The organism is Bifidobacterium psychraerophilum (genome assembly GCF_000741705.1).
GTDB lineage: Bacteria > Actinomycetota > Actinomycetes > Actinomycetales > Bifidobacteriaceae > Bombiscardovia > Bombiscardovia psychraerophila.
Genome location: NZ_JGZI01000002.1, coordinates 1 through 22,088, shown reverse-complemented (window position 1 = coordinate 22,088; position 22,088 = coordinate 1). Strand labels below are relative to the sequence as shown.

Annotated in this window: 20 protein-coding genes; 11 read left to right on the top strand and 9 right to left on the bottom strand. The window is 58.4% G+C overall.

Translation table 11 applies throughout. The annotated features are described in order from the left end of the window. Positions 1–20: 20 nt before the first annotated feature. The 3 genes from BPSY_RS00485 to BPSY_RS00475 are packed head-to-tail and all read right to left on the bottom strand — an operon-like array spanning position 21 to position 3,594. Positions 21–1,298: an ABC transporter permease gene (locus BPSY_RS00485; RefSeq protein WP_033496087.1), complete on the bottom strand. Its 1,278-nt coding sequence runs from the start codon at positions 1,296–1,298 to the stop codon at positions 21–23. Next, complete coding sequence (locus tag BPSY_RS00480) at positions 1,285–2,514, bottom strand: ABC transporter permease (RefSeq protein ID WP_033496089.1); 1,230 nt, start codon at positions 2,512–2,514, stop codon at positions 1,285–1,287. Before BPSY_RS00480 ends, BPSY_RS00485 begins: the two co-directional genes overlap by 14 nt. 42 nt (positions 2,515–2,556) lie before the next feature. Then, the gene (locus BPSY_RS00475; RefSeq protein ID WP_081884026.1) at positions 2,557–3,594 is read right to left on the bottom strand and encodes an ABC transporter ATP-binding protein; all 1,038 of its coding nucleotides are present in this window, start codon (positions 3,592–3,594) and stop codon (positions 2,557–2,559) included. Between the two features lie 257 nt (positions 3,595–3,851). On the opposite strand from BPSY_RS00475, the gene BPSY_RS00470 reads away from it, so the two are divergent. Both BPSY_RS00470 and BPSY_RS00465 read left to right on the top strand, forming a co-directional pair. Then, positions 3,852–5,219: a sensor histidine kinase gene (locus BPSY_RS00470; RefSeq protein ID WP_051921329.1), complete on the top strand. Its 1,368-nt coding sequence runs from the start codon at positions 3,852–3,854 to the stop codon at positions 5,217–5,219. Continuing rightward, positions 5,216–5,857 (top strand): response regulator transcription factor, encoded by a 642-nt coding sequence (locus BPSY_RS00465; protein WP_033496090.1) that lies wholly within the window; start codon positions 5,216–5,218, stop codon positions 5,855–5,857. The genes BPSY_RS00470 and BPSY_RS00465 overlap by 4 nt, the downstream gene beginning before the upstream one ends. Before the next feature lie 98 nt (positions 5,858–5,955). On the opposite strand, the gene BPSY_RS00460 is transcribed toward BPSY_RS00465, so the two are convergent. Then, positions 5,956–6,750 (bottom strand): mechanosensitive ion channel family protein, encoded by a 795-nt coding sequence (locus BPSY_RS00460; RefSeq protein WP_033496092.1) that lies wholly within the window; start codon positions 6,748–6,750, stop codon positions 5,956–5,958. A gap of 353 nt (positions 6,751–7,103) precedes the next feature. On the opposite strand from BPSY_RS00460, the gene arfA reads away from it, so the two are divergent. The 5 genes from arfA (at position 7,104) to BPSY_RS00435 (ending at position 13,392) form a co-directional block, all read left to right on the top strand. Beyond that, on the top strand, positions 7,104–8,624 hold the full coding sequence (gene arfA, locus BPSY_RS00455; RefSeq protein ID WP_081884050.1) for an arabinosylfuranosidase ArfA: 1,521 nt from the start codon (positions 7,104–7,106) through the stop codon (positions 8,622–8,624). 90 nt (positions 8,625–8,714) lie between these two features. Then, complete coding sequence (locus BPSY_RS00450; RefSeq protein ID WP_033496095.1) at positions 8,715–10,109, top strand: ABC transporter substrate-binding protein; 1,395 nt, start codon at positions 8,715–8,717, stop codon at positions 10,107–10,109. A gap of 64 nt (positions 10,110–10,173) precedes the next feature. Continuing rightward, positions 10,174–11,088, top strand: a complete 915-nt coding sequence (locus tag BPSY_RS00445) for a carbohydrate ABC transporter permease (RefSeq protein ID WP_033496097.1) — start codon at positions 10,174–10,176, stop codon at positions 11,086–11,088. A 1-nt stretch (position 11,089) separates the two neighbouring features. Then, positions 11,090–11,986, top strand: a complete 897-nt coding sequence (locus tag BPSY_RS00440) for a carbohydrate ABC transporter permease (protein ID WP_051921377.1) — start codon at positions 11,090–11,092, stop codon at positions 11,984–11,986. A gap of 281 nt (positions 11,987–12,267) precedes the next feature. Next, positions 12,268–13,392, top strand: a complete 1,125-nt coding sequence (locus BPSY_RS00435; protein ID WP_081884024.1) for a LacI family DNA-binding transcriptional regulator — start codon at positions 12,268–12,270, stop codon at positions 13,390–13,392. Here the strand turns inward: BPSY_RS00435 and BPSY_RS00430 are convergent. From BPSY_RS00430 to BPSY_RS11750, 3 genes are read right to left on the bottom strand one after another with little or no spacing between them, the layout of a single operon-like run. Further along, on the bottom strand, positions 13,382–14,665 hold the full coding sequence (locus BPSY_RS00430; RefSeq protein ID WP_033496099.1) for a ferric reductase-like transmembrane domain-containing protein: 1,284 nt from the start codon (positions 14,663–14,665) through the stop codon (positions 13,382–13,384). The genes BPSY_RS00435 and BPSY_RS00430 overlap by 11 nt on opposite strands. Beyond that, the gene (locus BPSY_RS10825; RefSeq protein ID WP_051921327.1) at positions 14,659–15,684 is read right to left on the bottom strand and encodes an FAD:protein FMN transferase; all 1,026 of its coding nucleotides are present in this window, start codon (positions 15,682–15,684) and stop codon (positions 14,659–14,661) included. The genes BPSY_RS00430 and BPSY_RS10825 overlap by 7 nt, the downstream gene beginning before the upstream one ends. Then, complete coding sequence (locus BPSY_RS11750) at positions 15,681–15,914, bottom strand: FMN-binding protein (protein ID WP_202961746.1); 234 nt, start codon at positions 15,912–15,914, stop codon at positions 15,681–15,683. The genes BPSY_RS10825 and BPSY_RS11750 overlap by 4 nt, the downstream gene beginning before the upstream one ends. Before the next feature lie 43 nt (positions 15,915–15,957). Here BPSY_RS11750 and BPSY_RS11745 point away from each other — a divergent pair, with 43 nt between their 5' ends. Next, a complete protein-coding gene (locus tag BPSY_RS11745) occupies positions 15,958–16,407 on the top strand; it encodes a hypothetical protein (protein WP_202961745.1) in 450 nt (149 codons plus the stop codon). On the opposite strand, the gene BPSY_RS00415 is transcribed toward BPSY_RS11745, so the two are convergent. Next, on the bottom strand, positions 16,383–17,420 hold the full coding sequence (locus tag BPSY_RS00415) for an adenosine deaminase (protein ID WP_033496101.1): 1,038 nt from the start codon (positions 17,418–17,420) through the stop codon (positions 16,383–16,385). The genes BPSY_RS11745 and BPSY_RS00415 overlap by 25 nt on opposite strands. A gap of 186 nt (positions 17,421–17,606) precedes the next feature. Beyond that, the gene (locus BPSY_RS00410) at positions 17,607–18,851 is read right to left on the bottom strand and encodes an MFS transporter (RefSeq protein ID WP_238556762.1); all 1,245 of its coding nucleotides are present in this window, start codon (positions 18,849–18,851) and stop codon (positions 17,607–17,609) included. Between the two features lie 497 nt (positions 18,852–19,348). Between BPSY_RS00410 and BPSY_RS00405 the strand changes: the two genes are divergently transcribed. The 3 genes from BPSY_RS00405 to BPSY_RS00395 all read left to right on the top strand — a co-directional run. Beyond that, positions 19,349–20,458 carry a helix-turn-helix transcriptional regulator gene (locus tag BPSY_RS00405; protein WP_033496103.1) on the top strand — a complete coding sequence of 370 codons (1,110 nt, stop codon included), beginning with the start codon at positions 19,349–19,351 and terminating at the stop codon, positions 20,456–20,458. 152 nt (positions 20,459–20,610) lie between these two features. Next, positions 20,611–20,805, top strand: a complete 195-nt coding sequence (gene rpmB, locus BPSY_RS00400; RefSeq protein ID WP_033496105.1) for a 50S ribosomal protein L28 — start codon at positions 20,611–20,613, stop codon at positions 20,803–20,805. Positions 20,806–21,143: 338 nt separating this feature from the next. Further along, positions 21,144–22,088, top strand: a 945-nt coding sequence (locus tag BPSY_RS00395) for a hypothetical protein (RefSeq protein WP_162178425.1), incomplete at its 3' end; no start/stop codon positions are given.

Sequence of the window (22,088 nt, the reverse complement as noted above, 5' to 3'; positions counted from 1 at the left end):
GGGCGGCTCCGGGCCGGGCATCATCCCAGCTCGGTCAGTTGGGTGACGGCCGGTGCCATCGTCCCGGGATGGGTCGTGCGGAAACGGCCGGCGGCCAGACCGACACACAGAAAAGCGAAACCGAAGGCCGCTACCAGACCGAGCGCTTGGAACCAGCCCGAGAGACTTGCCCCTGTGTGCGATGCGGTCGAAATCCCCAGCGCCTGATCGACCGAGACCGAGAACCACCATCCTGGTGTGAGCTTTCCCAGGATCACCATGACCTCCGGCATGACCGAGGGGTCGAATGCGGCTCCTGATGTGAACATCAGCACCAATCCGAGGGCCACGGCAATGCCGTTCGCCGCAGAGGTCGATATTCTGAATTGCCCGAGCATGTATCCGAAGGCGATGGCGACCAGTGTGAACACCAGCTGCGTGATGACCGGAAGCGCCACCTCCCCGGGTCTGAGCGCAGAGAATCCCGGGTTGTGAGGCGCGATAAGCGCCAATGTGGCACCGCTGTATAGAACCCAGCAGATCAGACCGATCAGCAGACAGGCCAGCAGCTGCTGCCCGCTGAAGATGAAGGATCGTAACGGCGAGGCCGTGATCCGGCGGCTCGTCTCCCTTGAATTGAAGACACCGATGAGTAGTGACACACATACGGTGAGCGCTGTGAACAGTGGATAAACCGAGAGCTTCATGACCATTCCGAAGCCATTCGAGAGCGATTTGCCGGATTGGCTTTTGGTCTGTACCACGGTGATCCCGGCACGCAGATCCGATCTGGCACCTTGCTGCACGGTGTAGTCCACGGCACTGGTCATATCCGCGCGCAAACCCGAACTCAAGGTGTTCCGCAGCTGTGTGAAGTAGCCGTCCACATCGATTTTCGTGAGGGAGCCCTTGCCGGATGTGTAGCTGACGGCCGTGTTGATGGTCGGCGGCCGTTCGCCGTTCGCCGCGGCCTCTTCGAAGCGTGATGAGTACCCGGCGGGAATCGTGGCGATGAGGTCGACATCGTTGCGGGCCACGGCATCCTGAAGGCTCTGCGCGTCATCGTGTAGCGTGACGATCGTGGAGGTCTGTGCCAGATAATCGCGCAGCCCATCACCCAAAGCCCCTCCATCAGTGTTGATGACGGCGATTCGTGGAGTGGCCACTTGGAAACTGTCGACGCCGCTGCCGCTGCCATCGTTGGAGCTGATGGCCGAGGATCCCATGACGAGCATCAGGGTGCCGAGACCGACCATGTAGATCAGCAGGTAGAGCTTGTGCTGCCAGGCGATGCGTAGTGCCGCTTTACAGGTATTCATAGCGTTGTCTCCTCAAAAGCATTACGGCGGAACCCATGAAGAGAGCGCCCATAAGAATGATGATTCCCGTGGTAAGCAGGAAGGGCCGATAGCTGTCGTAGTACAGCAGGTCGTAGAACAGATCGGACACCTGCTTCACCGGGTTCAGCATATGCAAGGCCGGTACCTTCCTGCTGATGGCGTCATTGACATCCATCGCATACTGGCCGTACAGCCCTGCAAACAGCGCCCCGATGCAGGCGATGGCGGTGCTTATCCCGATTTTGGCTCCCTGGGACAGCCAGGGGAGCGCCCCTATGAGGAGTCCGCAGGATGTGGCGACGAAGGAGGATATCGCGATGGCCACAATTGCCATTCCCTCACGGCCTCCTGCGGAAATGCCGCATACGAATCTGATGTACAGGAAGGCCACGAGCAGGCTGATGAAGGAGACGAGCCAGCTCGCGCAGAAGCTGGCGCTCAGCTGCTTCCACTTGGACAGTGGCGCGATCGATCTCCTGGCACCGAGAGGCGAAAGATTGGCCTGCGAGAGCGTGATCGAAACAATGGCGAAGCTCATCGACATCAGGCACGCCATGCCGAGCAGGGCATAGTAGTACCGTGCGAAAGGGTCTGGCGCGAAGTGGGTGAGCGAATGATCGGTGGTGTATGTGTATGAGTTCCGGGAGGCTGCAGTCCCGTTTGACGATGGATTGCCGAGTCCCCGGGCCGCGTCACCCGCGAGGGTCTTCGCGCTTGCCATGCTTTGGTTGAACTGGTTGATCACGCTGTGCAAAGCCGTGATGGTGATGCTGGCGTTGCTGGCGGATATCGCGTTCGTGGCATCGGCGGCAAGAGTATCCGAAACCGCAATGCCAAGTGTGCCGTTCTCATTGGCATAGAGATATCCGTCAGCCTGTTGCTTCCGTACGAGGGCTTGCGCCGATTGTATGGAATCGACCGCATGAGGCGTGATAAGCGTCTGCTGCGTACCGCGATCGGCATTCGCCTCGTCTTTGCCGGACAAGGTCTTGACCAGCATCCCCGCCTGTTGCACATGGCTCCAGTTGCTGTCCTCGACGATCGCCATGCGTTGGGGCGTGATGCCATCGCCGCCCAGACCGCTGAACATCCCGACGAAGAGAGTCGCCAGGATAATCGGGAAAGCGAACATCCAGAAGACATTGCTTTTCTCTCGCAGATTGACCTTGATGGTGGTCACCAGAGTGGTCCACACGATATATCCTTCCTTGATCGGCTTCGCGCGATTGGCGAGTCGTCAGTCACGCAGCGCCTTGCCGGTCAGCTCCAGAAACACGTCATTCAGTGAGGGCGGTCGGGAGATGAGATGTCCGGTGCTCGTCCCGCTGGCATTGAGCAGATCCAGAAGGTCCGCGAGATTGCGATCACCGTGACGGCAGACCACATTGAGTTCCCGGCCGTCATAGTCCGCTTGCATGACGAAGGGCAGGGCCCTGATCCTGCCGAGCGTGTCTTGTTCCAGATCCAGAGTGCCGACGGTGATGCGCTCACCCAGGTCGATCATGTCCTTGAGTTCATTCGCCGTTCCCAAGGCGATGCGCCGCCCATGGTCCATAATCATGATGCGTGTGCAGATCTGCTCCACCTCCTCCATGTAGTGGCTGGTGTAGAGCACCGTCGCACCGGCATCCCTCAGGCGTTCGATACCCTCAAGGATCGCGTTGCGGCTTTGCGGATCGACGGCGACCGTCGGCTCATCGAAGAGCACCAGATCGGGCTTGTGCACGATGCCGCAGGCGATGTTGAGCCTTCGCGCGAGCCCTCCTGATAGCTTGCCAGGACGGAATCGTGTGAATTCCTCAAGTCCGACGAAGGACACCGCCTCCCGGACCAATCGCGAGCGTTCCTCACGCTTCGGGATGTAGAGGGAGCAGAAGTAGTCGATATTCTCTTCAACGGTGAGCTCATTGAAGAGCGCGACGCTTTGAGGAACCACCCCGATGCGCCGTTTCAAATCGTAGGAGACGGGAGTCATCGGTCTGTCGAAGACCGAGATTGCCCCCGCCTCATAGGTCAGAAGAGCAAGGATGCAGTTGATGACCGTGGTTTTGCCCGAACCGTTCGGGCCCAGCAGGCCGAAGATCTCGCCCCGGTGAACGTCGAGATCGAAGTGATCCAATGCGAGCATGCTGCCGTAGTGCTTCACCAATCCCTTGACTGATATCGCGGTCCGGGAAGCATCTGCGGGGACGCCGCTCCTGGGCGAACTTCCCTGCGCGGCCTCGCCGCTGACCGGCGCCGCCGCCGTCGCTGTGGATGATATTGCTGTGTTCATACCTGTATGCTCGCACATCGGCCCAGTGAAGGACAGTGAGCATAGTCATCGGATCGGATGACCTTTGTCATCCATTCCTCAGGGAATCTCCCCCTGTTGTCATCCCCTCCCGCCACCTGCGCGCTCGGCTGGCCGGATGCGGAGGATGTGCGCTGGTGTGAAGCCTCGGGGTTGCACCCGCGGGCCGTCCTGGACGGTATCGTTGATGGTGGAATAGAGCGGGAAACGATGGAGTCGGTTCCGGGGATGGAGGTGCCATGCTGCGAGCTGTGCTCAAACTCCTGGTATGGCTGATCTGCGTGGTTTTGGGTCTGATGGATGATGGTGGCGCATTCACCCCCGCGCTGGTGGCGGTGATGCTGATGTCTCTTTCAGCCAGCGCACTATCCGAATGGCTGCTGCCTCGATGGCAGGCTGGGCTGGCTCCGATGTGCCTGGCCGCCGCCGCACTGGTCTTCCCAATCCTGATGTGCGCCCTTCCCCTCGCAGCCTGTGATGCAGGACTGGTTTTGGGCCGTGCGGGACGCGATGCGGGTCACGGTGCCGCATATCCCTCCGACGATTCCGGGTATGGACGAGACCCGCACAGCGCGTTCCAAGGCTTTCGTCGCTGCTTGATATGGGTCATGTACGGCAGTTGGGCGATTGTGGCGCTCGTGTTGCTCGTATCGGATGATACGCGCGCGCCGCTCCTTCGCTGGGCCGTGATGCTGTTGGGTGCTTTGGCTTTTCTGTGTGGTCTGGCGGTGTCGTCGCTGCGGGGAATGCGGCTGCGTCTGGTAAGGATCGAGGATGCCCACCGTGATGCGTTGCGTCGGGCCCACTCCGACAAGTTGGAGATGGAGGCTGAACGCAGCCGTTCCATCCATCATGCGACCCTGCTCGAGCGGACCAGGATCGCCAGGGAGATGCACGACAGTGTGGGGCATCTGCTGACCAGAGGCATCATGCAGGCCCATGCCTCGCAGTTTCTCGCCCAATCCTCGGATGACCAGACGGCTCTTCGGGGCTTCGCCGATCTGGAGACCACGATTCGTGATGCGATGACGATGGTTCGCGAATCCGTTCATGATCTTGAGGACCAGGGCAATGATTTCAATGCGCAGATAGAGACCGCCGCCCATAGCCTTGACACACATGATGCTTCCCTCGCCGGGGCCGCGGGCGGGGAGGCCGCTCCTCAGGTGGATCTGGAGAACGGCATATCCGATGCACCCGCAGCCGTGACCCGTTGCTTCGCGATGACGATTCGCGAGTCCCTGAGCAATACGGCGCGGCACAGCGATGCGGGGAGTGTGGTGATCGTGCTCAGGGATATGCCGGCACTATGGCAGTTGGTGGTGCAGGACGATGGAGGACGTGCGGACGCCCCGGGTCTTGGCTCCGGAACGCTCGGACGCCGTACCGCTCTTCATGGCGGCGTCGATCCCCGAGGCATGGGTTTGGCGGATATCGAGGCACGCGCCCAAGGACTTGGTGGATCCGCCTTGTGCGGTCCCTACGGCAAGGGCTGGCGTGTATTCGTCACGATACCGAAGAAGCCCTGGCTGCCTTCGGATGCCGCCGAGGGATATGGGGATGTTGATGATCGTGCTGTTCGCACGGATAGGGGAGGTGCGGCATGAAAGTCGCCATAGTCGATGATGATCCGATCGTATGTTCCTCGCTGTCGACGATTCTGCTGCAAAGCGGAGGCGTCGAGGTGCTCTGGACCGCCACCGATGGCGAACGGGCCGTGGAGGAATATCGATCAAACGCACCCGATGTGTTGCTGATGGATGTGCAGATGCCGGGTGGCAACGGTCTGGATGCCGCACGTCTGATACTCAAGGACGATGCCCAGGCTCGGGTGCTGTTCCTCACCACCTTTTCCGATAGGGCGTACATCGAGGAGGCGCTCGCGATCGGAGGAAAAGGCTATCTCATCAAGCAGGATGTGTCCTCGGTGCTGCCCGCCGTTCGGGCTGTGATGGCAGGGCAGATCGTACTTGGGGCTCAGGCGCTCTCGCAGCTTCCGCTCTCCGGCAACGAGCGGGGGTCGGCGCCTGCCTCAGCGGAGCCCGATCGATTTGCCGCGCTCAGCCAACGGGAACGCGATATTGCGGGGCTGATCGCCGAAGGGCTCGATAACCATGAGATCGCTGCGCGCTTGTTCCTGAGCGAAGGCACCGTGCGCAACCGGATCAGTGACATGCTGTCCAAGCTGGGTATGACGAACCGCACGCAGCTGGCCATCATGTGGATCCGTGCGCAACAGGCCTGAGGGCGGATTCATCTGCTGGGGGATTGAGGGCATGGTATGTCTGCAATGTGACGGAGAGCGGCTTCGCAGGCTCCGCATCGTGGCGAAGCCTGCGTCTCTCATGCCCCGGAGGGGATTTCGGGCTTCTCCTGCACCAGAAAGTCCTGTCCGGCCAGGGCGCGGACAACCGTATCCTGAAGCAGGGCCGGCATCACCTCGGGCTTGGCGAACACCCAGAGTTCCGCGCTGATGCCGAATGCAGTGAAGCCTTGGAATCTGACCACCGATGGGATCGACGGGGTGCTCAGGCCGTTGGATGCCTTTGAGGTGATGGCGAGCACCTGCTGCGCCGTCTGGTCGGGATCGCAGTCCCCTTTGAGCACCAGGGGGATGCGTACCATCGCGTCGCCATTCATGGTGAGTTTCTCCAGAGATACGGTGTTCAGCACGGAATTGGGAATCCACATCTCATTGCCGGAGAGTTCGGTCACGATGGTGTGCCGCCAGGTGACGTCCTTGACCGTTCCGCTGGTTCCCGAAATGGCAATCACATCGCCGGGCTGTATGACTTTGCCGACCATCAGGCCGAATCCTCCGACGATATTCGAGATGGTGTCCTTCAGCCCGAAGGACAGCGCGATGCCGCTGATGCCGAGTGCGGTTGCGAAGGTGGTCGGGTTCACTCCGAAAACAGGTTGCATGACCATCATCGCGGCCATGATCCACAGCACCGCGAGCACGATGTTGACGAATATCGAGGCGCTGGGTATCTGCGAGCGGTCAAGCAGCCCGTTCAATGCCTTGGAGACGATCTTCGTGATGATGATGGTGGCGATCACGGTCACCACCAGGATGATGATGCGCTCGGAGTTGCTGCCGAGCCAAGCCAGAACGCTGTGCAGTATAAGCTCCATGCCCAATCCTTTCCCCTGAATCAGTGGTGTGCCGAGAAACGTCCTCCACGCAGGACAACTGCAATGATATTCCACAAGATGTGGATACTTCGGGGAACCTTCCCGTCTCCGGTCATTGCGGACTGATTGTGGCTCTTCGTATGCGGGGGAATCCCGGGAGTGCCGGACGGAGGGGGGATCCGGTGCCCGGCTGGGATCGTCGTATGCCGATTGCCGTTTCAAACATAGCGTTGTATGATGCATTTAGTACAAAGTTGTACCTCAACAGAATAAACAAAAATAACAACTCAAAATACTTTTTGAGAATATCGTTGTACTAAGTATTTTCCTGATATTTCTGAATGGAGATGTTCATGTCCAGCCAAACACAAGTCTCGGCGCAACTGGCAATTGATGGGGACTTCATGAAGGCAGCGGTTGACAGCAGATTATTCGGTTCCTTCGTCGAGCACCTTGGTCGCTGCGTATACACGGGTATCTATGAACCCGGACATCCGACGGCAGATGCGGATGGCTTTCGACAGGATGTGATCGACCTGGTCAAGGAGCTTGGGGCGACGACGATACGGTACCCGGGAGGGAATTTCGTCTCAGGTTACCGATGGGAGGACGGGGTCGGTAACACGCGTCCCAACAGACTGGATACCGCCTGGCATTCCACGGAAAGCAACGAATTCGGCCTGCACGAGATGGTGAAATGGCTGAGCAGAATCGGCGGCAACGAGCTGATGGAAGCGGTGAATCTGGGCACGCGGGGGACGGAAGAGGCGCTGCAACTGCTCGAATATACGAATATCGCCGAAGGCACCGCGCTCTCCGATGAACGACGTGCGAACGGGGCGGCCGATCCTTTCAACATCAAAATGTGGTGCCTTGGCAATGAGATGGACGGCCCCTGGCAGCTCGGGCACAAAACCGCACATGAATATGCGCGCCTGGCGGCGATCACCGCCGCGGGGATGAGACAGATCGACCCGGATCTTGAATTGGTCGTCTGCGGCTCGTCCTCCCATTCGATGCCGACTTTCGGCGCCTGGGAGCAGACGGTGCTTGAGGAGACCTTCGAGAACGTCGATTTCATTTCCTGCCACGCATACTATCAAGCGGAGCATGGTGATATGGAGAGCTTCCTGGCTTCCGGTGTGGATATGGATTCCTTCATCAAGGAGGTGGCAAGCATCATCGATGCCACCGCGGCCAAGTTGAAATCGAAGCACAGCGTCGCCATATCCTTCGATGAATGGAACGTCTGGTATCAGGATGCCGAACCCTCTCGGAGCCCCGAGGGACTGGGCAACTGGCCGCTTGCGCCGCATCTGCTCGAAGACACGTACACGGCCATCGACGCCGTGGTATTCGGCGATCTGCTGATTACCCTGCTGAAGAATGCCGATCGTGTGCGTGCGGCATCACTGGCGCAGTTGGTCAACGTGATCGCGCCGATCATGACGGAGCCCGGCGGCCCGGCTTGGAAACAGACGATTTTCCATCCCTTCGCGATGACCGCGCGCCTGGCCAAGGACGGTACCGTATTCGACGCCCAGCAGGTCTCGCAGCAGCATGAAACCGCGAAATACGGGCTGGTGGACACCGTCAATGCAGTCTCGGTCTTGGGTCGGGACGGCTCCATATCCGTCTTTGTGGTGAATCGCTCGCTGCATGACGATGCCGAATTCTCTGTGAAGCTGCCCGACGGCGATTTCACGCGAGTCGAGATGAGCACGCTCCACGAGGATGATGTGCTGGCTGCGAACACACGCGAATCGCAGAACCGGGTCGTGCTGCATAACAATACTGATGCGAGGATCAAGGATGGCGTGGTGAAGGTGACTCTGCCACCGGCCTCCTGGTCGGCCATAGTCGTCAAAGCCTAATCAGAAAGGAGGGGGGAGAAGAGCGTTAACGAGGCATCTGCCTCTGAGCCAGATGCCTCGATCAGTCTGGGACAACAAGGAAAGCAGTGAATGATGTTGAAATCAAAGAAGATTTTTGCAGTTCTAGCCGCTGTTGCAGCAAGTTTGAGTCTGGCCGCCTGTGGCGGTTCAAACGCCTCGGATACAGCCACGGCGAACTCGGATAAACATGCTAATGACAATGCATCCTGCACGAACAAAGTGGTTCATGCGGATGCTCAGAAAGTGACCGTCTGGGCATGGTACCCGGGCTTCGAGAAGATTGTCGATCACTTCAACAACAGCCACAGCGATGTTCAGGTGTGCTGGAACAACGGTGGCCAGGGTGGAGCGGAATACACGCGATTCCAGAACACCATCAAGGCGGGCAAGGGCGCGCCGGATATCATCCAGCTTGAATACGAGGCCATGCCGCAGTTCATCGCCGGGCAACAAAAGTATCTGGTCGATCTGGGCAAGTACGGGATGAATTCGTACAAAGCCGACTATACGGATGGTGCATGGAATTCGGTGACCTTCGGCAGCTCCAGCTCCGTTTACGCGGTCCCGGTGGATGCCGGACCGTTTGTGATGTATGTCAATCAGGAGGTATTCGACAAATACCAGGTGAAGGTTCCGACCACGTGGGCGGAATTCGAACAGGCAGGCAAAGACCTGCAGGCCAAAGGCTACACAGGAAAACTGACCAACTGGCAGACGGACGGCACCGCGGTGAATATCGCGTTGTTCGCCCAAAAGGGCGCACAGGTCTACAAATACTCCGCTTCGGATCCCACGAAGGTGGGCATCGATTTTGACCAGCAGGGAGTGAAGGATGTCCTGTCATACTGGCAGAAGCTCTCCAAAGAAGGCCTGATCGACACAGCCGACCAAAGCTCGACCGATACGATGAAGAAATTCGGTGCCGGAGATTACGCCACATATGTTCAGGCGTCATGGTTCATGGGATATTACGTCAAAGGCGCATACAAGACGGCCGCGGATTCCCCCTTCAAAATCTATGAAGCACCCAAGTGGGATGATTCGACGCCTGATGTGAATCAGGGCGGCTCGGCCTTCGCGGTCACATACCAGGCGAAGGATACCAAAGCCGCGGCCGAGGTGGCCCGTGAACTGTATGGCGATGACTATGCCCAAAAGAGCGGGGTGAGCGATGGCGGTCTCTTCCCCACATGGAAGAAGCTGCTGTCCTCCACGGAGTTCATCAACCAGACCTATCCCTACCTGGGTGATCAGAAGGCGAACGAAGTCATAGCCCCCGTTGCCAAGGGGTGGGCCGGAGACCAGTTCCTGCCCTTCCAGACCTATGCATACGATGCCCAGCAAAAGTCCTTTGCGAGCATCGTGAAATCCGGAACATCGGTTGATTCCGGAGTCTCCAAACTCACCTCAACGCTGCAGGACTATGCCAAGCAGCAGGGGTTCACGGTCGAATCGGTCAAATAGCGCTTCATGACAATCAGTGTGTGGAGGGGAGGTGCTTTCCCTCCACACACGAGGAGGTTCTTTTATGAATCAGACAAAGGCTCTCAGAGGCAAGCGGAAGCATTATGGCAAGGAAAATCTGTGGGGTTGGATCTTCACGGCTCCTTTTGCCGTGGTGTTCGTGGTTTTTCTGGTCATTCCTCTTGTGTACGCGTTCTATATGTCGTTGTTCACATACACGCAGATTTCCGGAGAACGGTTCTCCGGCATCGCGAATTACGTCAGGGTGCTTACGGATGAAGCGTTCGGCAAGGGACTCCTGCTGGTGGTGCTGTATACGATCGTGATGGTTCCGATCCAATTGGGTCTGGCACTGGGATTGGCGCTGCTGTTGGATTCCTTCAAGAAGAAATTCGCTTCGGTGTCCCGAGTAGTGATTTTTCTTCCATATGCAATACCTGCGGTGATAGGGGCTCTGATGTGGGGCTTCATGTACTCCAAACTGATGGGGCCGTTCACGACGATCTTCTCGCTGTTCGGCGTACAGGCACCGGATTTCCTCAGTAGCAATGGAATATTCGGATCCCTGGTCAATGTCGTCACCTGGCAATGGACCGGATATTACATGATCATTCTCTATTCGGCGCTCCAATCCATCCCCACTGAACTGTATGAATCCGCCCGTATCGATGGGGCCAGTGAGTTGAAGATTGCGACCCGTATCAAAATTCCCCTGGTCACCGGTTCCTTGATCATGTGTACGATTTTCTCTCTGATCGGCACCTTGCAGTTCTTCACCGAGCCCACGATTCTGCGTAATCAGGCGCCAACGGTGATCCCGTCCGAATACACCCCGAACATGTATGCGCAGGCACTCGCATTCGGGTACAACCAAACGAACTATTCCGCCACTGTCTCATTCTCACTGGGATTGATCGTCGTGATCTTCTCCATCATCTTCATGAGATTGACTCGCCGATCGAATGGATTGGGTGATTGATATGTCAGCAATCGAACATTCAGGCAAGCATGCAGGGAGCCACATTCGGGGAAACCCACGGGTGTTCACCTATGTAGTCCTGATCGTATGCTGCTGCTACTTCCTGCTGCCGGTCTGGTGGCTTGTTGTTGCGTCGACGAAAACCAACGGCGGTCTGTTCAACGGATCGCATGGCTCCATGTGGTTCGACAGCACGATGGCGTTCTGGGACAACATCAAGCAGTTGGGCACCTATCAGGACGGCGTGTATTGGAGATGGATAGCCAACTCCTTGTTGTACGCGCTCGTGGGCGGCTTCGGGGCCACAACGGTGTCCGTGATGGCAGGATATGGTTTTGCCAAGTACCGTTTCCGCGGCAAGAAAACCTACTTCAATATCATTCTCGGGGCCTTGATGATTCCGGCGACGGCTCTGGTCATCCCCACATTCCTGCTGATGTCTGACATCAATATGACGGATACCTATTGGGCGGTTCTGCTGCCGCTGATGCTGAATCCCTTCGGCGTGTATCTGATGCGCATCTATTGTTCGGAGTCACTGCCGGACGAGATGATCGAGGCCGCGAGGGTCGACGGCTCGGGGGAGTTCAGGACATTCTTCCAGGTCTCATTGCCGATTATGACGCCTGCGATAACCACAGTGTTCCTGCTTTCCATCGTCGGTGCCTGGAACAACTTCTTCCTGCCATCCGTCGTGCTGACGAATCCGAATCTGTTTCCGATCACCGTGGGTCTGTCGCAGTGGCAGACCAGAAGTACGGCTGGTTCTGCATCGGAGCAGATATGGAATCTCCTGACGTCGGGATCGCTTATCTCCGTCATTCCGATGGTGCTGGCGTTCATCTTTCTGCAGAGATATTGGGTCGGTGGTCTCGCGGCCGGTTCGGTGAAGGCCTGAGGCGCCGGGTCTGCGGGGCAGATTAAGGGCCGGGCATCATATCCGCGATGAGGTGAGTGGAGGATGGGCTTCGATGGATCGGCGGATACCACTTCCGGTATCCGCCGGTGACCGCGAGGCGTCGCTGTCTTCCGCTTGCCTGGTTACTTGTGTTGTGCGTGCTGTGTTGCAGGGCTCGGAGCGGGGAGGACCACGCGGTGCTTTGTGCGTGACTGTAGGTACACTGACCTCACTACCCCTGTTGGAGCAACAAGGGGTGCTGACCGACTTAGGTGATTGACATGACACGGCGAGTTACGATCAAAGATGTGGCGCGAGAAGCTGGCGTCTCCATCAAAACTGTCTCAAATGTGGTGAACCACACGGGGAGCATGCGTCAACAGACCCGTGAACGTGTTGAGAAATCGATGAGGGAGCTGGGATACAAGGTCAATGTATCCGCTCGCTCGTTGAAAACCGGGGTCTCCAATCTCATCGGGCTCGGAATCTTCGATTTCTCACAGCCCTTCGCCCCGTATTTCGCGGATAAGGTTATCGAGGTCGCCAGGCGTAACGGCTACGGCGTGATCATCAGCACCTATGAGAGCGAAGAGAACGGCATCTCCCGCATCATCACCAGGAATCTCCAGCTCCCTGCGGCCGGATGGATCTATTTCAATGACCAGGCTTTGGATAAGGAAGCCGAAATCCTGGAACAGCCGTATCCGATTGTCGTCGCTGGCGATTTTCTGACATACGACAAAGTGGACTCCGTCACGATGCAGAACTATGAACCCATTAAGTTGCTGACGAAACGACTCCATGACTCCGGCTGCAGGTCAATCGCGGTTTTGGGCAGCCCGGTGGGTAATCCGGACAGAAGCGATTTCGAAGCGGCCAGGGAAGGCACCGTCTGGCTGCGCATGAAAGGGTATATCGACGCTTTGGACGAGCTGGGCGAAACACTCGACTACTCGATGCTCATCCCATGCCGTAAATTGCGTGAACGTGACGGTATTGAGGCCTTGCGCAGTTTCCTGGCCGTCCATGAGTGCCCGGATGCCATAGTGTGCATGAACGACGCATTGGCGCTTGCGGCGATCCACGAGTTGCAACGCAAGGGCCTGCAGGTGCCTCGCGACGTGCAGGTTACCGGATTCGATAACGTCCCCGAGGCCGAATACTCGACCCCTGCGTTGACGACGATCGATCCCGATCTTGACCGTTATGTCGAGGATGTTGTCGGCATGCTCATCGAACGGATCAACGGGTATGACGGCAAGGCACGCAGGGCCGTGGCCGAATGCTCGATAGTCGAGCGCGATTCCGCACAGTTCGTGTATCGACGTTCATCCCCGATGGGGCAGAACTCCATGGCGGGCTCGTCGGATGCCCCGACTGCGGCGGTGCCGGCGGTCACCAGGTAAAAGGCTCATAGCAGATGTCGTCCGCGCGGACGCCTTGGGATACCAGCAGGCGGCGGGTGCTTCTGAGCATCGGTGCAGGCCCGCCAATCAGATAGACGGCGTTGGGCAGCATCGCTGAGCTCAGTTCATCGGGTGTGAACCGTCCCGCCTGCAACATCAGATCACAGTGTTCCTGCAAGGACCAGCGTTCAAGTTCGTCGGCATACAGCAGCTGGTCCTCGGTGCGAGCCGTGTAGAGGAAGCGGATCGGACGCCCGGAGTCTTCGTAGGCCAGGGCCACGGGAACGAGTGGGGTCACGCCTATGCCTCCCGCGAAGATCACAATGGGCCGATTGTCGCCGCGCTCATCGAGAAAGCGTCGGTATCTGCCGAATGGCGGCAGCACTTCGACGACGCTGCCCTCCTTCACCATGTTGACCAAGGATTTCGTGAAATCGCCGTCACCTCGTATGGCGAAGCGAAGCCTGGCGTCACGGTGCGGCAGACTGACGATGGAGAAGGGGTGGTATTCCCTCAGACCTTTGATCTCGGGGAAGCGGATGAAGACGAAATCGCCGACCTCCCAGGAGCCGCGCTGGCTTGGCACATGGATATCGAGCTGAAGGACTCCCGGCGCGATGATCTCACTCGACTCGACTGTGCCTTTGCGCGCCGCGAAAGCCTGCATCAGTTTTGATCTGATATACAACACGGCTGCGAGCAGCGCGAAGGCATCGAAGGCGATCATGAAGGGACGGATCGTATTGACGATGTCTATGAGCTGCACATGTATGAAAATCAGCATCACGGCAAGCAGGTTCAGACGGTGCAGCCAGACTGAGAACTCATGGCGGAAGACCCGTTCCAGGAAGCGTTTGATGCGTCCCAGAAGAGGTACGCGCGTGGTGAGCCATCCGGCCATGAACACCATCGACCAGACGCCGACCCCGACGAAAATCCAGAAGGCGGTATTCCCGGTGAGCGCGATGATGCCGCTTGACGGCAGCACGGTGCGGTGCATGAAGGCGAGTGCTATGGCCCCGAGGCTCAGTATGCCGTGGATCATGTAGATGTTGGGCAAACCGATGAGTCTGTCGAGCCAGTGGGGGCGTGTGCTGAGCACCACGGCGGTAAGCATCCAGGAGTATGCGATCACACCGGCTTGGATGCCGAGCGCCGAACTGGCGTACAACGGCGACAGCCCGTTCGAGAGCAGCACGATCAGCGGCATCGGCACGACGAAGAGCACGGTCAGCCAGGTGAGTGTGAGTGGTATCTGAAGTCTTCTCAGCATGATGGGCCTCGTGTTTCTCTGATCTGTGCTGTGGCGGACTGTGCTGTGGTGGACTGTGCCGTGTTGGACTGTGCCGTGTTGGACGGTGCTGTGGTGACTTTCGGCCCCGGGATATTCGAATCCAGCAGTCTGCCATCCGAGTACCGTATGACTTCGCCATTCCCCCTGACGGCGACCGCCGTGAGTCCCTGCTCCTTGACGAGTGCGCTCCACAGATGCATGCCTCCCGCAATGCCTGCGGTGGCCCACAGATCGGCGTCCTCGACGCTGTCGCTGATTACGGTGAGCTGTGTGAAGACCTCGTCTTCGGTGGTGTGGGCGATGTGGGCGCCGCGCTTGCTGAATCCGGATGTGGCCACGCCACCATCACGGATCTGGCAGCTGCCGAGCAGAGCTTTCGTGTCTTCGGGGTCCTCGATGCCGATATGCCAGATGTAATCGCTGTGCTGGGCGACGGCTGTGCGGATATCCCCTCCGGCGTTGATGGCGACCGCCTCCGCGAGTGCGCGGTGATCGGTGTCCCGTGATGGTTGTGTGGTCCGGTGCGGCACTGGCGCCACGGACGGTTGTAGCAGTGGTCTCAGAAAACGTGCGATCGCCGTTTCGATCGCCCAGCCTTTTACCAGGCCGGTCGGATCGTAATGCCCCTGATAATAGGCGTCGAATGCGCCATGCGTAATCGTGTTGGCCAGCGCCGTCTTCGCATAGATCTCGCGGAATTCCCTATCCCGCAGCATTGCGGACCATTCGCCTCGCCTCGCTGCGGACACTGATGACTCCTGCTTGAAAGGGGAGAATCGCATGTCGACATCCCTGAGGAAAGCGTCGATCTGCGAGACCGCCGCATCCGTGGCGGATGCGATGGCGGTCTGATCCCGGTGGTGATCGCCAGGCACGGCCCCCCACGGCTTGACCATGATGGTGAATGGGATGTTCATCACGTTAAGCACATGCACGAGCATGGGCTTGTCATGACCGGTGCCTGCACCCTGCACTTCGACGTCGTTCCGCGTCATCATGAGCCTCCCTGCTCGGCCTGGTTGATGGCGTCCTGTAGGGAGCCGGTGAATCCGGTGTAGGTTTCCGTCGCCCCGCTGACGAGTTTGATGTCCGCACTTTGGGCGCTCACCGCCTCCTGCTCGTAGGTCGGTATGACCTGCGCGCTGATGGTCTGTGATTGATTCGTCTCGTTGGGGTATTTGATCGCGGTCACCGTGCTGATCGATCCGCCTGAAACGGTGATCTGCACCTGCACGTCACCGCGATTCGTCTGGACGAGTTCGCCGGTATAGGTGCCGTCGGCGAGTCCGGTCGTCGATGTCGACTCCCCGGAGCCTGAAGAGGAGGATGAGCTTGAACTGGCGGAGGATGATGAGCTTGCCTATGCGGAAGGCGATGAACTCGTGCTGGTGCCTGACTGCGCGTTGGCATTCGAATCCTCGGCGACGGCGGCTTGCATGCTCGGTTTGAAGAAGAGTACAAAGACATCCACGATTATGGCGAATGCCGCCAGAATCGTTACGGCTATCCCCATCGCTTTGCGTCGCATCGTCATCCCCCCCCGGTGTGCGCGACAGATTCGCATGGCGAATCTGCATTCCTTGGTATCTACTAACATTAATGCAAGTAGACCAAGCTGGGAGAATCTAGCTAATTCGCTGGGAACAACGCCGGGCTTGATGGATGCGGAAGCCAGACAGCCGGGGCCGTATCGGGGCTATGGCCTCTGCAGGAGTTCGTGATGCATACGTTTCCACTGGGCGAAAGACCCAAGCATCGTCCTGCGTTCCGCATCATCCACGAATGCCGCGTTCAGAGAATTCTCCGCCATGGATGCCAATTCGGGAAGGGTGAAGCCGATCTGCGAGAGGGCATCGAAATTATCGTCGATATATCCACCGAAGTATGCCGGATCGTCCGAATTGATGGTGACCGGAACGCCGCCAGCCATCAATCGGCGTAGCGGCAGCTCCCCGAGGTCGCTCACCACCTGCAGCTTCAGATTCGACAGGGGACAGCAAGTCAGCGGAATCTGACGGTGCTTGAGCAATTCGATCAGATCCTTGTCCTCAACCGAATGGATGCCGTGATCCACCCGCTCCACATGCAGGTCATCAAGGGCCTGCCGGACATATGAGGCCGGGCCTTCCTCCCCTGCGTGCGCGACCAGACGCAGTCCCAGATCGCCGGCTCGCTGGAACACATCCTTGAAGTCCTCAGGAGGATATCCGACCTCCGCGGAATCCAATCCCAGCCCGAGGAGCTCATCCGCTCTCGGGGCCAGCGCCTCGATGGTCTCCAGAGCGGATTCCACAGGCATATCCCTCACGATGCAGGGAATCAGTCCGCTGCTGATCCCATAGCGCTCGCGGGCAAGCACCATCCCGGAGAGCAGACCATCCAGAACCGTATCAAGGTCGATTCCGTTGGCGATATGCACCTGCGGATCGAAGAAAATCTCACTCCTCACCACACCCGCACGGTTCGCCTTGGCCATGTAGGCCAGAACGAGGTCGCGGAAGTCGTCCGCTGTGCGCAAGACCGACATCAGCTGGTAGTAAAGGTCAAGAAATGATTGCAGACTCGTGAAGTGGTAACGCTGCTTCAAATCTTCGAGCCCTGCGAAGGGCAGCTCTATGGCATTGCGTTCCGCGAGCTCATAAGCCAGCTCAGCTTCAAGCGTTCCTTCGATATGCAGATGTAATTCAGCCTTCGGCATCGTTCTGATGGCATCGGACACTATTGGTGAAACCATGAATCCCCGTTTGTTCTTTCTCAACCGACCGTATGTGTTGTCTCAGTGTAGTTCACCCATCGTGGAATCGGTTAAGGAGTCCCTCGCACCTTGGTGTGCCGGTGCTCCGGGGCGCAGAAGCCCTGGCAGCCCTCGAAGTCATTCCTCCCGCAGAGGGTGCCGCGAATGCTGGCTGCCGGTCAGGGCTCAGTTGGCGCTTTTCGCGGTGGGGTCGCGTTGGATGGCGAGCAATACCAGCGCCCCGATCAGCAGCACGCCGATCGAGAGCACGCCCAGGCTGGGGTTGCCGGTGAGGCTGGTGATGGTCGCCACGAGGAAGGTGCCCAGAACGCTGGCGAATTTCCCGAAGATGTCGAAGAAACCAAAGTACTCATTGGCTCGCTTCTTGGGAATCAGCCTGCCGTAGTATGACCTGCTCAAGGCCTGGATGCCACCCTGGAACAGTCCGACCGCAATGGCGAGGATCCAGAAGGCGGTTGCGGTGCGCAGCAGGAAGGCCGCGAAGAAAACAATGGCCATATAGGCGACAACCGCTATGACGATCATTCGTTTCGTTCCGAAGGCCCCGGCGCAGCGACCGTAGATGATGGCGCTGGGGAATGCGACGAACTGGGTCACCAGCAAGGCGATGACCATCTGGGTGGAGTCGATGCCAAGCTGCGTCCCGTAGGAGGTGGACATCGCGATGATCGTGTTCACCGCGTCGATATAGAGGAAGAAGGCCAGCATGAAGAGCATCAGTGGTGTGTTGCGCCTGATGCTTGCGATCGTGCCGCGCAGTTCGGCGAAGCTTCCACGGATCGTTGCGCCCATGTGCTCGGCGGTGGCTCTGAAATGAACCTGTCGGTAGCCGCTCACGAGGGGGATGGTGAACGCGACCCACCATATGGCGGTGATGATGAATGATATGCGTGTGCAGCTGGCCGTGCTGAGCCCGAACAGGCTTGGGCCTGCGAAAATCAAGGCGATGCACAGGATGAAGGGCACCGTGGAGCCAAGATACCCCCAGGCGAAACCGTGTGAGGAGATGCGATCCATGCGCTCATCGCTTGTGGTGTCGATCAGCATCGAGTCATAGAAGGTCAGCGAACCGTTGAGGCCTATGGAGGAGATGACACAGAGCACGAGGAAGGGCAGCCAACCCAGGGGGAGCGCAAGTGCACAGCATGCCACAACCCCTGTTCCGAAGAAGCCGAGGAAGAATTTGATCTTCATACCCCGGATATCGGCTATGGACCCGAGCAGGGGCATCAGCAGGGCGATCACCAGAGCGGCGGCGGTCTGCGCATAACCCCACGTCGAAACGATGTTGCTCTCACCGGCCTGTTTGAGCAGGGAATTCGCATAGATCGGGATGACCGCGGTCGACAGCAGCACGAAGGCGGAATTGCCTACATCGTAGAGGATCCAACGCTTCTCCCGGGCGCTCATAGGGGAATGCGCCGAAACGGGATCGGACCCGGTGGCTTGTGTCAGGACGTCCTCCGGGCGCGTGGCCTCCGGCTGCATGCCGTTGCCCTGCTCGGTCTCCTGTGGCATGTTCGCCATGTCGGATGCTTCTGATGCGACTGGGATGGTGCCCGCCATAACCGTCCTTCTCGATATGTGTCGGGCTGTGCCCGTGCGATCGCGTTCAACCGGAGATGCCCGGTTGCCACTGCATGGCACGCTAACAAATGAGGGTGTCCATGAGGCTGTGAAGGCGTGAACGGAGAGTGAATAGTCCTTGGGAAAAGGCTGAAGAGAAGCTGCTCAAACCTTGCGGTGGTGCGGATGCAACCTCTGGTTGCGGACAACGGGCAGTTGCGTTTTGTCCATGCAACCCGAAGCTGGTGGCGGCAGCGCTTCCATTCCGGGACAATTGAACCATCACGCATACGGAGGGCGAGGAAGCTCCGTCACATGCATCCACGGAGAGAGGAACGATCATGGGTTTCAGCAGCAACTTGCAGAGTCTGCGCTCGCAACGGAATATGACTCAGGAGCAGCTTGCCATGCTGCTCGGTGTCTCGCGGCAGGCAATATCCAAATGGGAATCGGAGAAGGCTTACCCCGAGATGGATAAGCTGCTGATGATCTGTGACCTCTTCGGCTGCACGCTTGATGACCTGGTCCTCGGCGATGTGAACAAGCCTGAATCCGCTCGCGGAGACGGGCGGCGGCAGGAGGGTCATCCGGCCTTTCCCTCCCCGCACCCTGCTGACGGTGCACCATCCGGGACCGCAGCCTCCTTCGCCGCTTCCGCGCCTTTGACCATGCCGTCTCCGGCGACGCATGGCCTCCCGACGGACATCACCGGATACGATGCCCATCGCAAATCCTTTTCGTTGAGAATCGCCGCCGGCGTCGCCGCGATTATCGCGGGTACCGCGTTCGTCCCTCTCTTCGATGGCGGGAAATCGGCGGAAGGCATAGGGGAGCTTGTTGCCGTGGCGGTGTTGTTCATAGGCATTGTGGTCGGGTTGGCACTGATCATCCCGGCAGGGATGAGCCATGCCGAGTTCAGGAGAAAGCATCCCTTCGTCGAGGACTTCTATTCGGATGAGGATCATGCACGGTCGGCCAGGCAGCTGGCTGTCGGCATAGTCACCGGCATCGGCTGCATCCTGGCCGGTGTGGCCATGGTGATGTTCTCGGATGCCATGGATGGCTCGGGATCCGGTGCAGGGAGCTGGTCGAATGCGGCGACCACGGTGTTGCTGCTGGCAGTGAGCATCGGCACCTTCTGCTTCATCATCTTCGGTGTGCGCCACGGCATGCTTGACCTCAACGAGTACAACCGGGAATCCGAGAAAGAGCAGGCGGCGCGCACCGCGCATGGCAAGTACGAGCGCATCAACGGCGCTGTTTGCGGCGTGATCATGATTCTGGCGACGATCGGCGGTCTGATCGCATTGTTCGGCGGAGGCGCCATGAATGTGAGTGTCTTTGGCATGCAATTGCCCTTCTGGATGTTCTGGGTCATCGGGGGACTGTTGTGCGGGATCGCCAGTGTGGTGTTCGGGGCGCTTGATGAGGGGGATGGCAAGAGGCCATAACCTCCTCGTCACCCCTGCCGGTCGAGGATGGCAGGACCGAAGTTGCGCATCTTCGTAAGAGGCGCTATTCTAGTGAAGTTGTGTGTTCGGCCGGTCGCTTGTCGGCAAGACGAATACCAAGACTTGAACGTTAACGATTCTAGGGAGTCAACATGGCAGCTCGTTGCGCAGTGTGCGGCAAGGGACCGCAGACCGGTTTCACCGTTTCGCATTCGCATATCCGCAATAAGCGCACCTTCCGTCCGAATCTTCAGGCGGTTCGCACCACTGTTGAAGGTCAGAACGTGCGCGTGCGCGTATGCGCAAAATGCCTCAAGGCAGGCAAGATTCAGCGCGTAGCAGCCTGATTCGCCTCCTTCGGCATTAGCGTACATCCCCGTGGTTATTAACCACGGGGATGTTTTGTATTCCCCTCACCTCGGGGCCTGACGGGATTCCGGCTTGAGAAGCAGTACATGAAGCCGAACTGTACGTACTGTATGATGTTGAACATATTGTATGGTCGCGTGTCCTCCGGTTGATGCTGTCGCCGGTCACAGGAGGATGGTGTTGAGGCGGGAGTGTTCCTATGGCTTGCTTGCCTGGTGTCGGTCGTTGTGTATCCGGTCGTGTTGGCTCTGTCCCATGTCGCGGGGGGGGGGCAGTAGTTGCCTTCCTGCTGTCCCTGTTGCTGGTCCTGCCTCTTGTGCTGGTGGCGCTGCCGGTCAGGCAGGCCTCCGCTGCTCCTGTTGATCTGGGGCCTGACGGGTATTTCAGTGGTCTGAGTGCGGGTGCGCTTCCTGTGGTGGATAAGGATAATGAGACACCCGGGGTACCTCAGGACGGTTGGGCCAATACGCGTCGGATCGTGTTCGGCAAACAAGGGAATACGGGCACCTATGGCGGTGCAACGGTGTCCGGCGGGTACAAGACACTGGCTGTTGGTGCGGTGGCGAGTGTGCCCGATGCGAATTCGTACAGTCAGTTCGGTAATCTGGCGCACACAAAGTCTGCGACGACGTCGGTCGACGCGGATGAGGCCTTGCTTTGGGCTGATGACACGGTGACCGCTGGTTTCGCGTTTGATACGAATGCCACGTATCGCAATACCTTTGACAGTGCGACAGGTCCTTATCAGTCGAATCTTGCGGCAGTGTCTGATGCGGTAGGTTTGGCGAATTATTCCTCCTTTGAGCAATCCTTGTTGCGTGCTGCCGCGGTGGAGGGGGTGTGCACGGCTGCCCAGCCGGTGGGGTGTCCTTCGGGGAGTTATATGCAGCAGTCCGATTCTGTCAATCCGTATAGAGTGTTTGCATTGTCAGTGGGTGATTTGAATAAGTTTCTTGGGGCTACTAGTGGGTATGTGTCGTCGGATACGAATCTTGTTTGTCTTTCTTCCACTTGTGCCAACAATTCTTCAGGCTTTTGGTTGCGTTCTGCTCGCTGGGACGCTGCGAACGCTGTTTTCTCGGTGAGGAATGGGGGGATTCGTCCGATCGGTGAATTTGCGAATCTTTCATTTGGTTTGCGTCCTGCTGTTCGTTTGAATCTTGATGGCTTGGTGCTCTCGGCTCTCAGCAGCAATCAAAGTCAGGGTGCGTCGGGGGATTTGCGGTTGACCTTCGTAGAGTCGGACAAGCAGTTGCACACC

What these genes read in the sequence shown, in the direction of transcription:
- BPSY_RS00485 (WP_033496087.1), bottom strand. Translation starts at nt 1,298, where the DNA reads ATGAATACCTGTAAAGCGGCACTACGCATCGCCTGGCAGCACAAGCTC.
- BPSY_RS00475 (WP_081884026.1), bottom strand. Translation starts at nt 3,594, where the DNA reads ATGAACACAGCAATATCATCCACAGCGACGGCGGCGGCGCCGGTCAGC.
- BPSY_RS00470 (WP_051921329.1), top strand. Translation starts at nt 3,852, where the DNA reads ATGCTGCGAGCTGTGCTCAAACTCCTGGTATGGCTGATCTGCGTGGTT.
- BPSY_RS00465 (WP_033496090.1), top strand. Translation starts at nt 5,216, where the DNA reads ATGAAAGTCGCCATAGTCGATGATGATCCGATCGTATGTTCCTCGCTG.
- BPSY_RS00460 (WP_033496092.1), bottom strand. Translation starts at nt 6,750, where the DNA reads ATGGAGCTTATACTGCACAGCGTTCTGGCTTGGCTCGGCAGCAACTCC.
- arfA (WP_081884050.1), top strand. Translation starts at nt 7,104, where the DNA reads ATGTCCAGCCAAACACAAGTCTCGGCGCAACTGGCAATTGATGGGGAC.
- BPSY_RS00450 (WP_033496095.1), top strand. Translation starts at nt 8,715, where the DNA reads ATGATGTTGAAATCAAAGAAGATTTTTGCAGTTCTAGCCGCTGTTGCA.
- BPSY_RS00445 (WP_033496097.1), top strand. Translation starts at nt 10,174, where the DNA reads ATGAATCAGACAAAGGCTCTCAGAGGCAAGCGGAAGCATTATGGCAAG.
- BPSY_RS00440 (WP_051921377.1), top strand. Translation starts at nt 11,090, where the DNA reads ATGTCAGCAATCGAACATTCAGGCAAGCATGCAGGGAGCCACATTCGG.
- BPSY_RS00435 (WP_081884024.1), top strand. Translation starts at nt 12,268, where the DNA reads ATGACACGGCGAGTTACGATCAAAGATGTGGCGCGAGAAGCTGGCGTC.
- BPSY_RS00430 (WP_033496099.1), bottom strand. Translation starts at nt 14,665, where the DNA reads ATGCTGAGAAGACTTCAGATACCACTCACACTCACCTGGCTGACCGTG.
- BPSY_RS10825 (WP_051921327.1), bottom strand. Translation starts at nt 15,684, where the DNA reads ATGATGACGCGGAACGACGTCGAAGTGCAGGGTGCAGGCACCGGTCAT.
- BPSY_RS00415 (WP_033496101.1), bottom strand. Translation starts at nt 17,420, where the DNA reads ATGGTTTCACCAATAGTGTCCGATGCCATCAGAACGATGCCGAAGGCT.
- BPSY_RS00410 (WP_238556762.1), bottom strand. Translation starts at nt 18,851, where the DNA reads ATGAGCGCCCGGGAGAAGCGTTGGATCCTCTACGATGTAGGCAATTCC.
- BPSY_RS00405 (WP_033496103.1), top strand. Translation starts at nt 19,349, where the DNA reads ATGGGTTTCAGCAGCAACTTGCAGAGTCTGCGCTCGCAACGGAATATG.
- rpmB (WP_033496105.1), top strand. Translation starts at nt 20,611, where the DNA reads ATGGCAGCTCGTTGCGCAGTGTGCGGCAAGGGACCGCAGACCGGTTTC.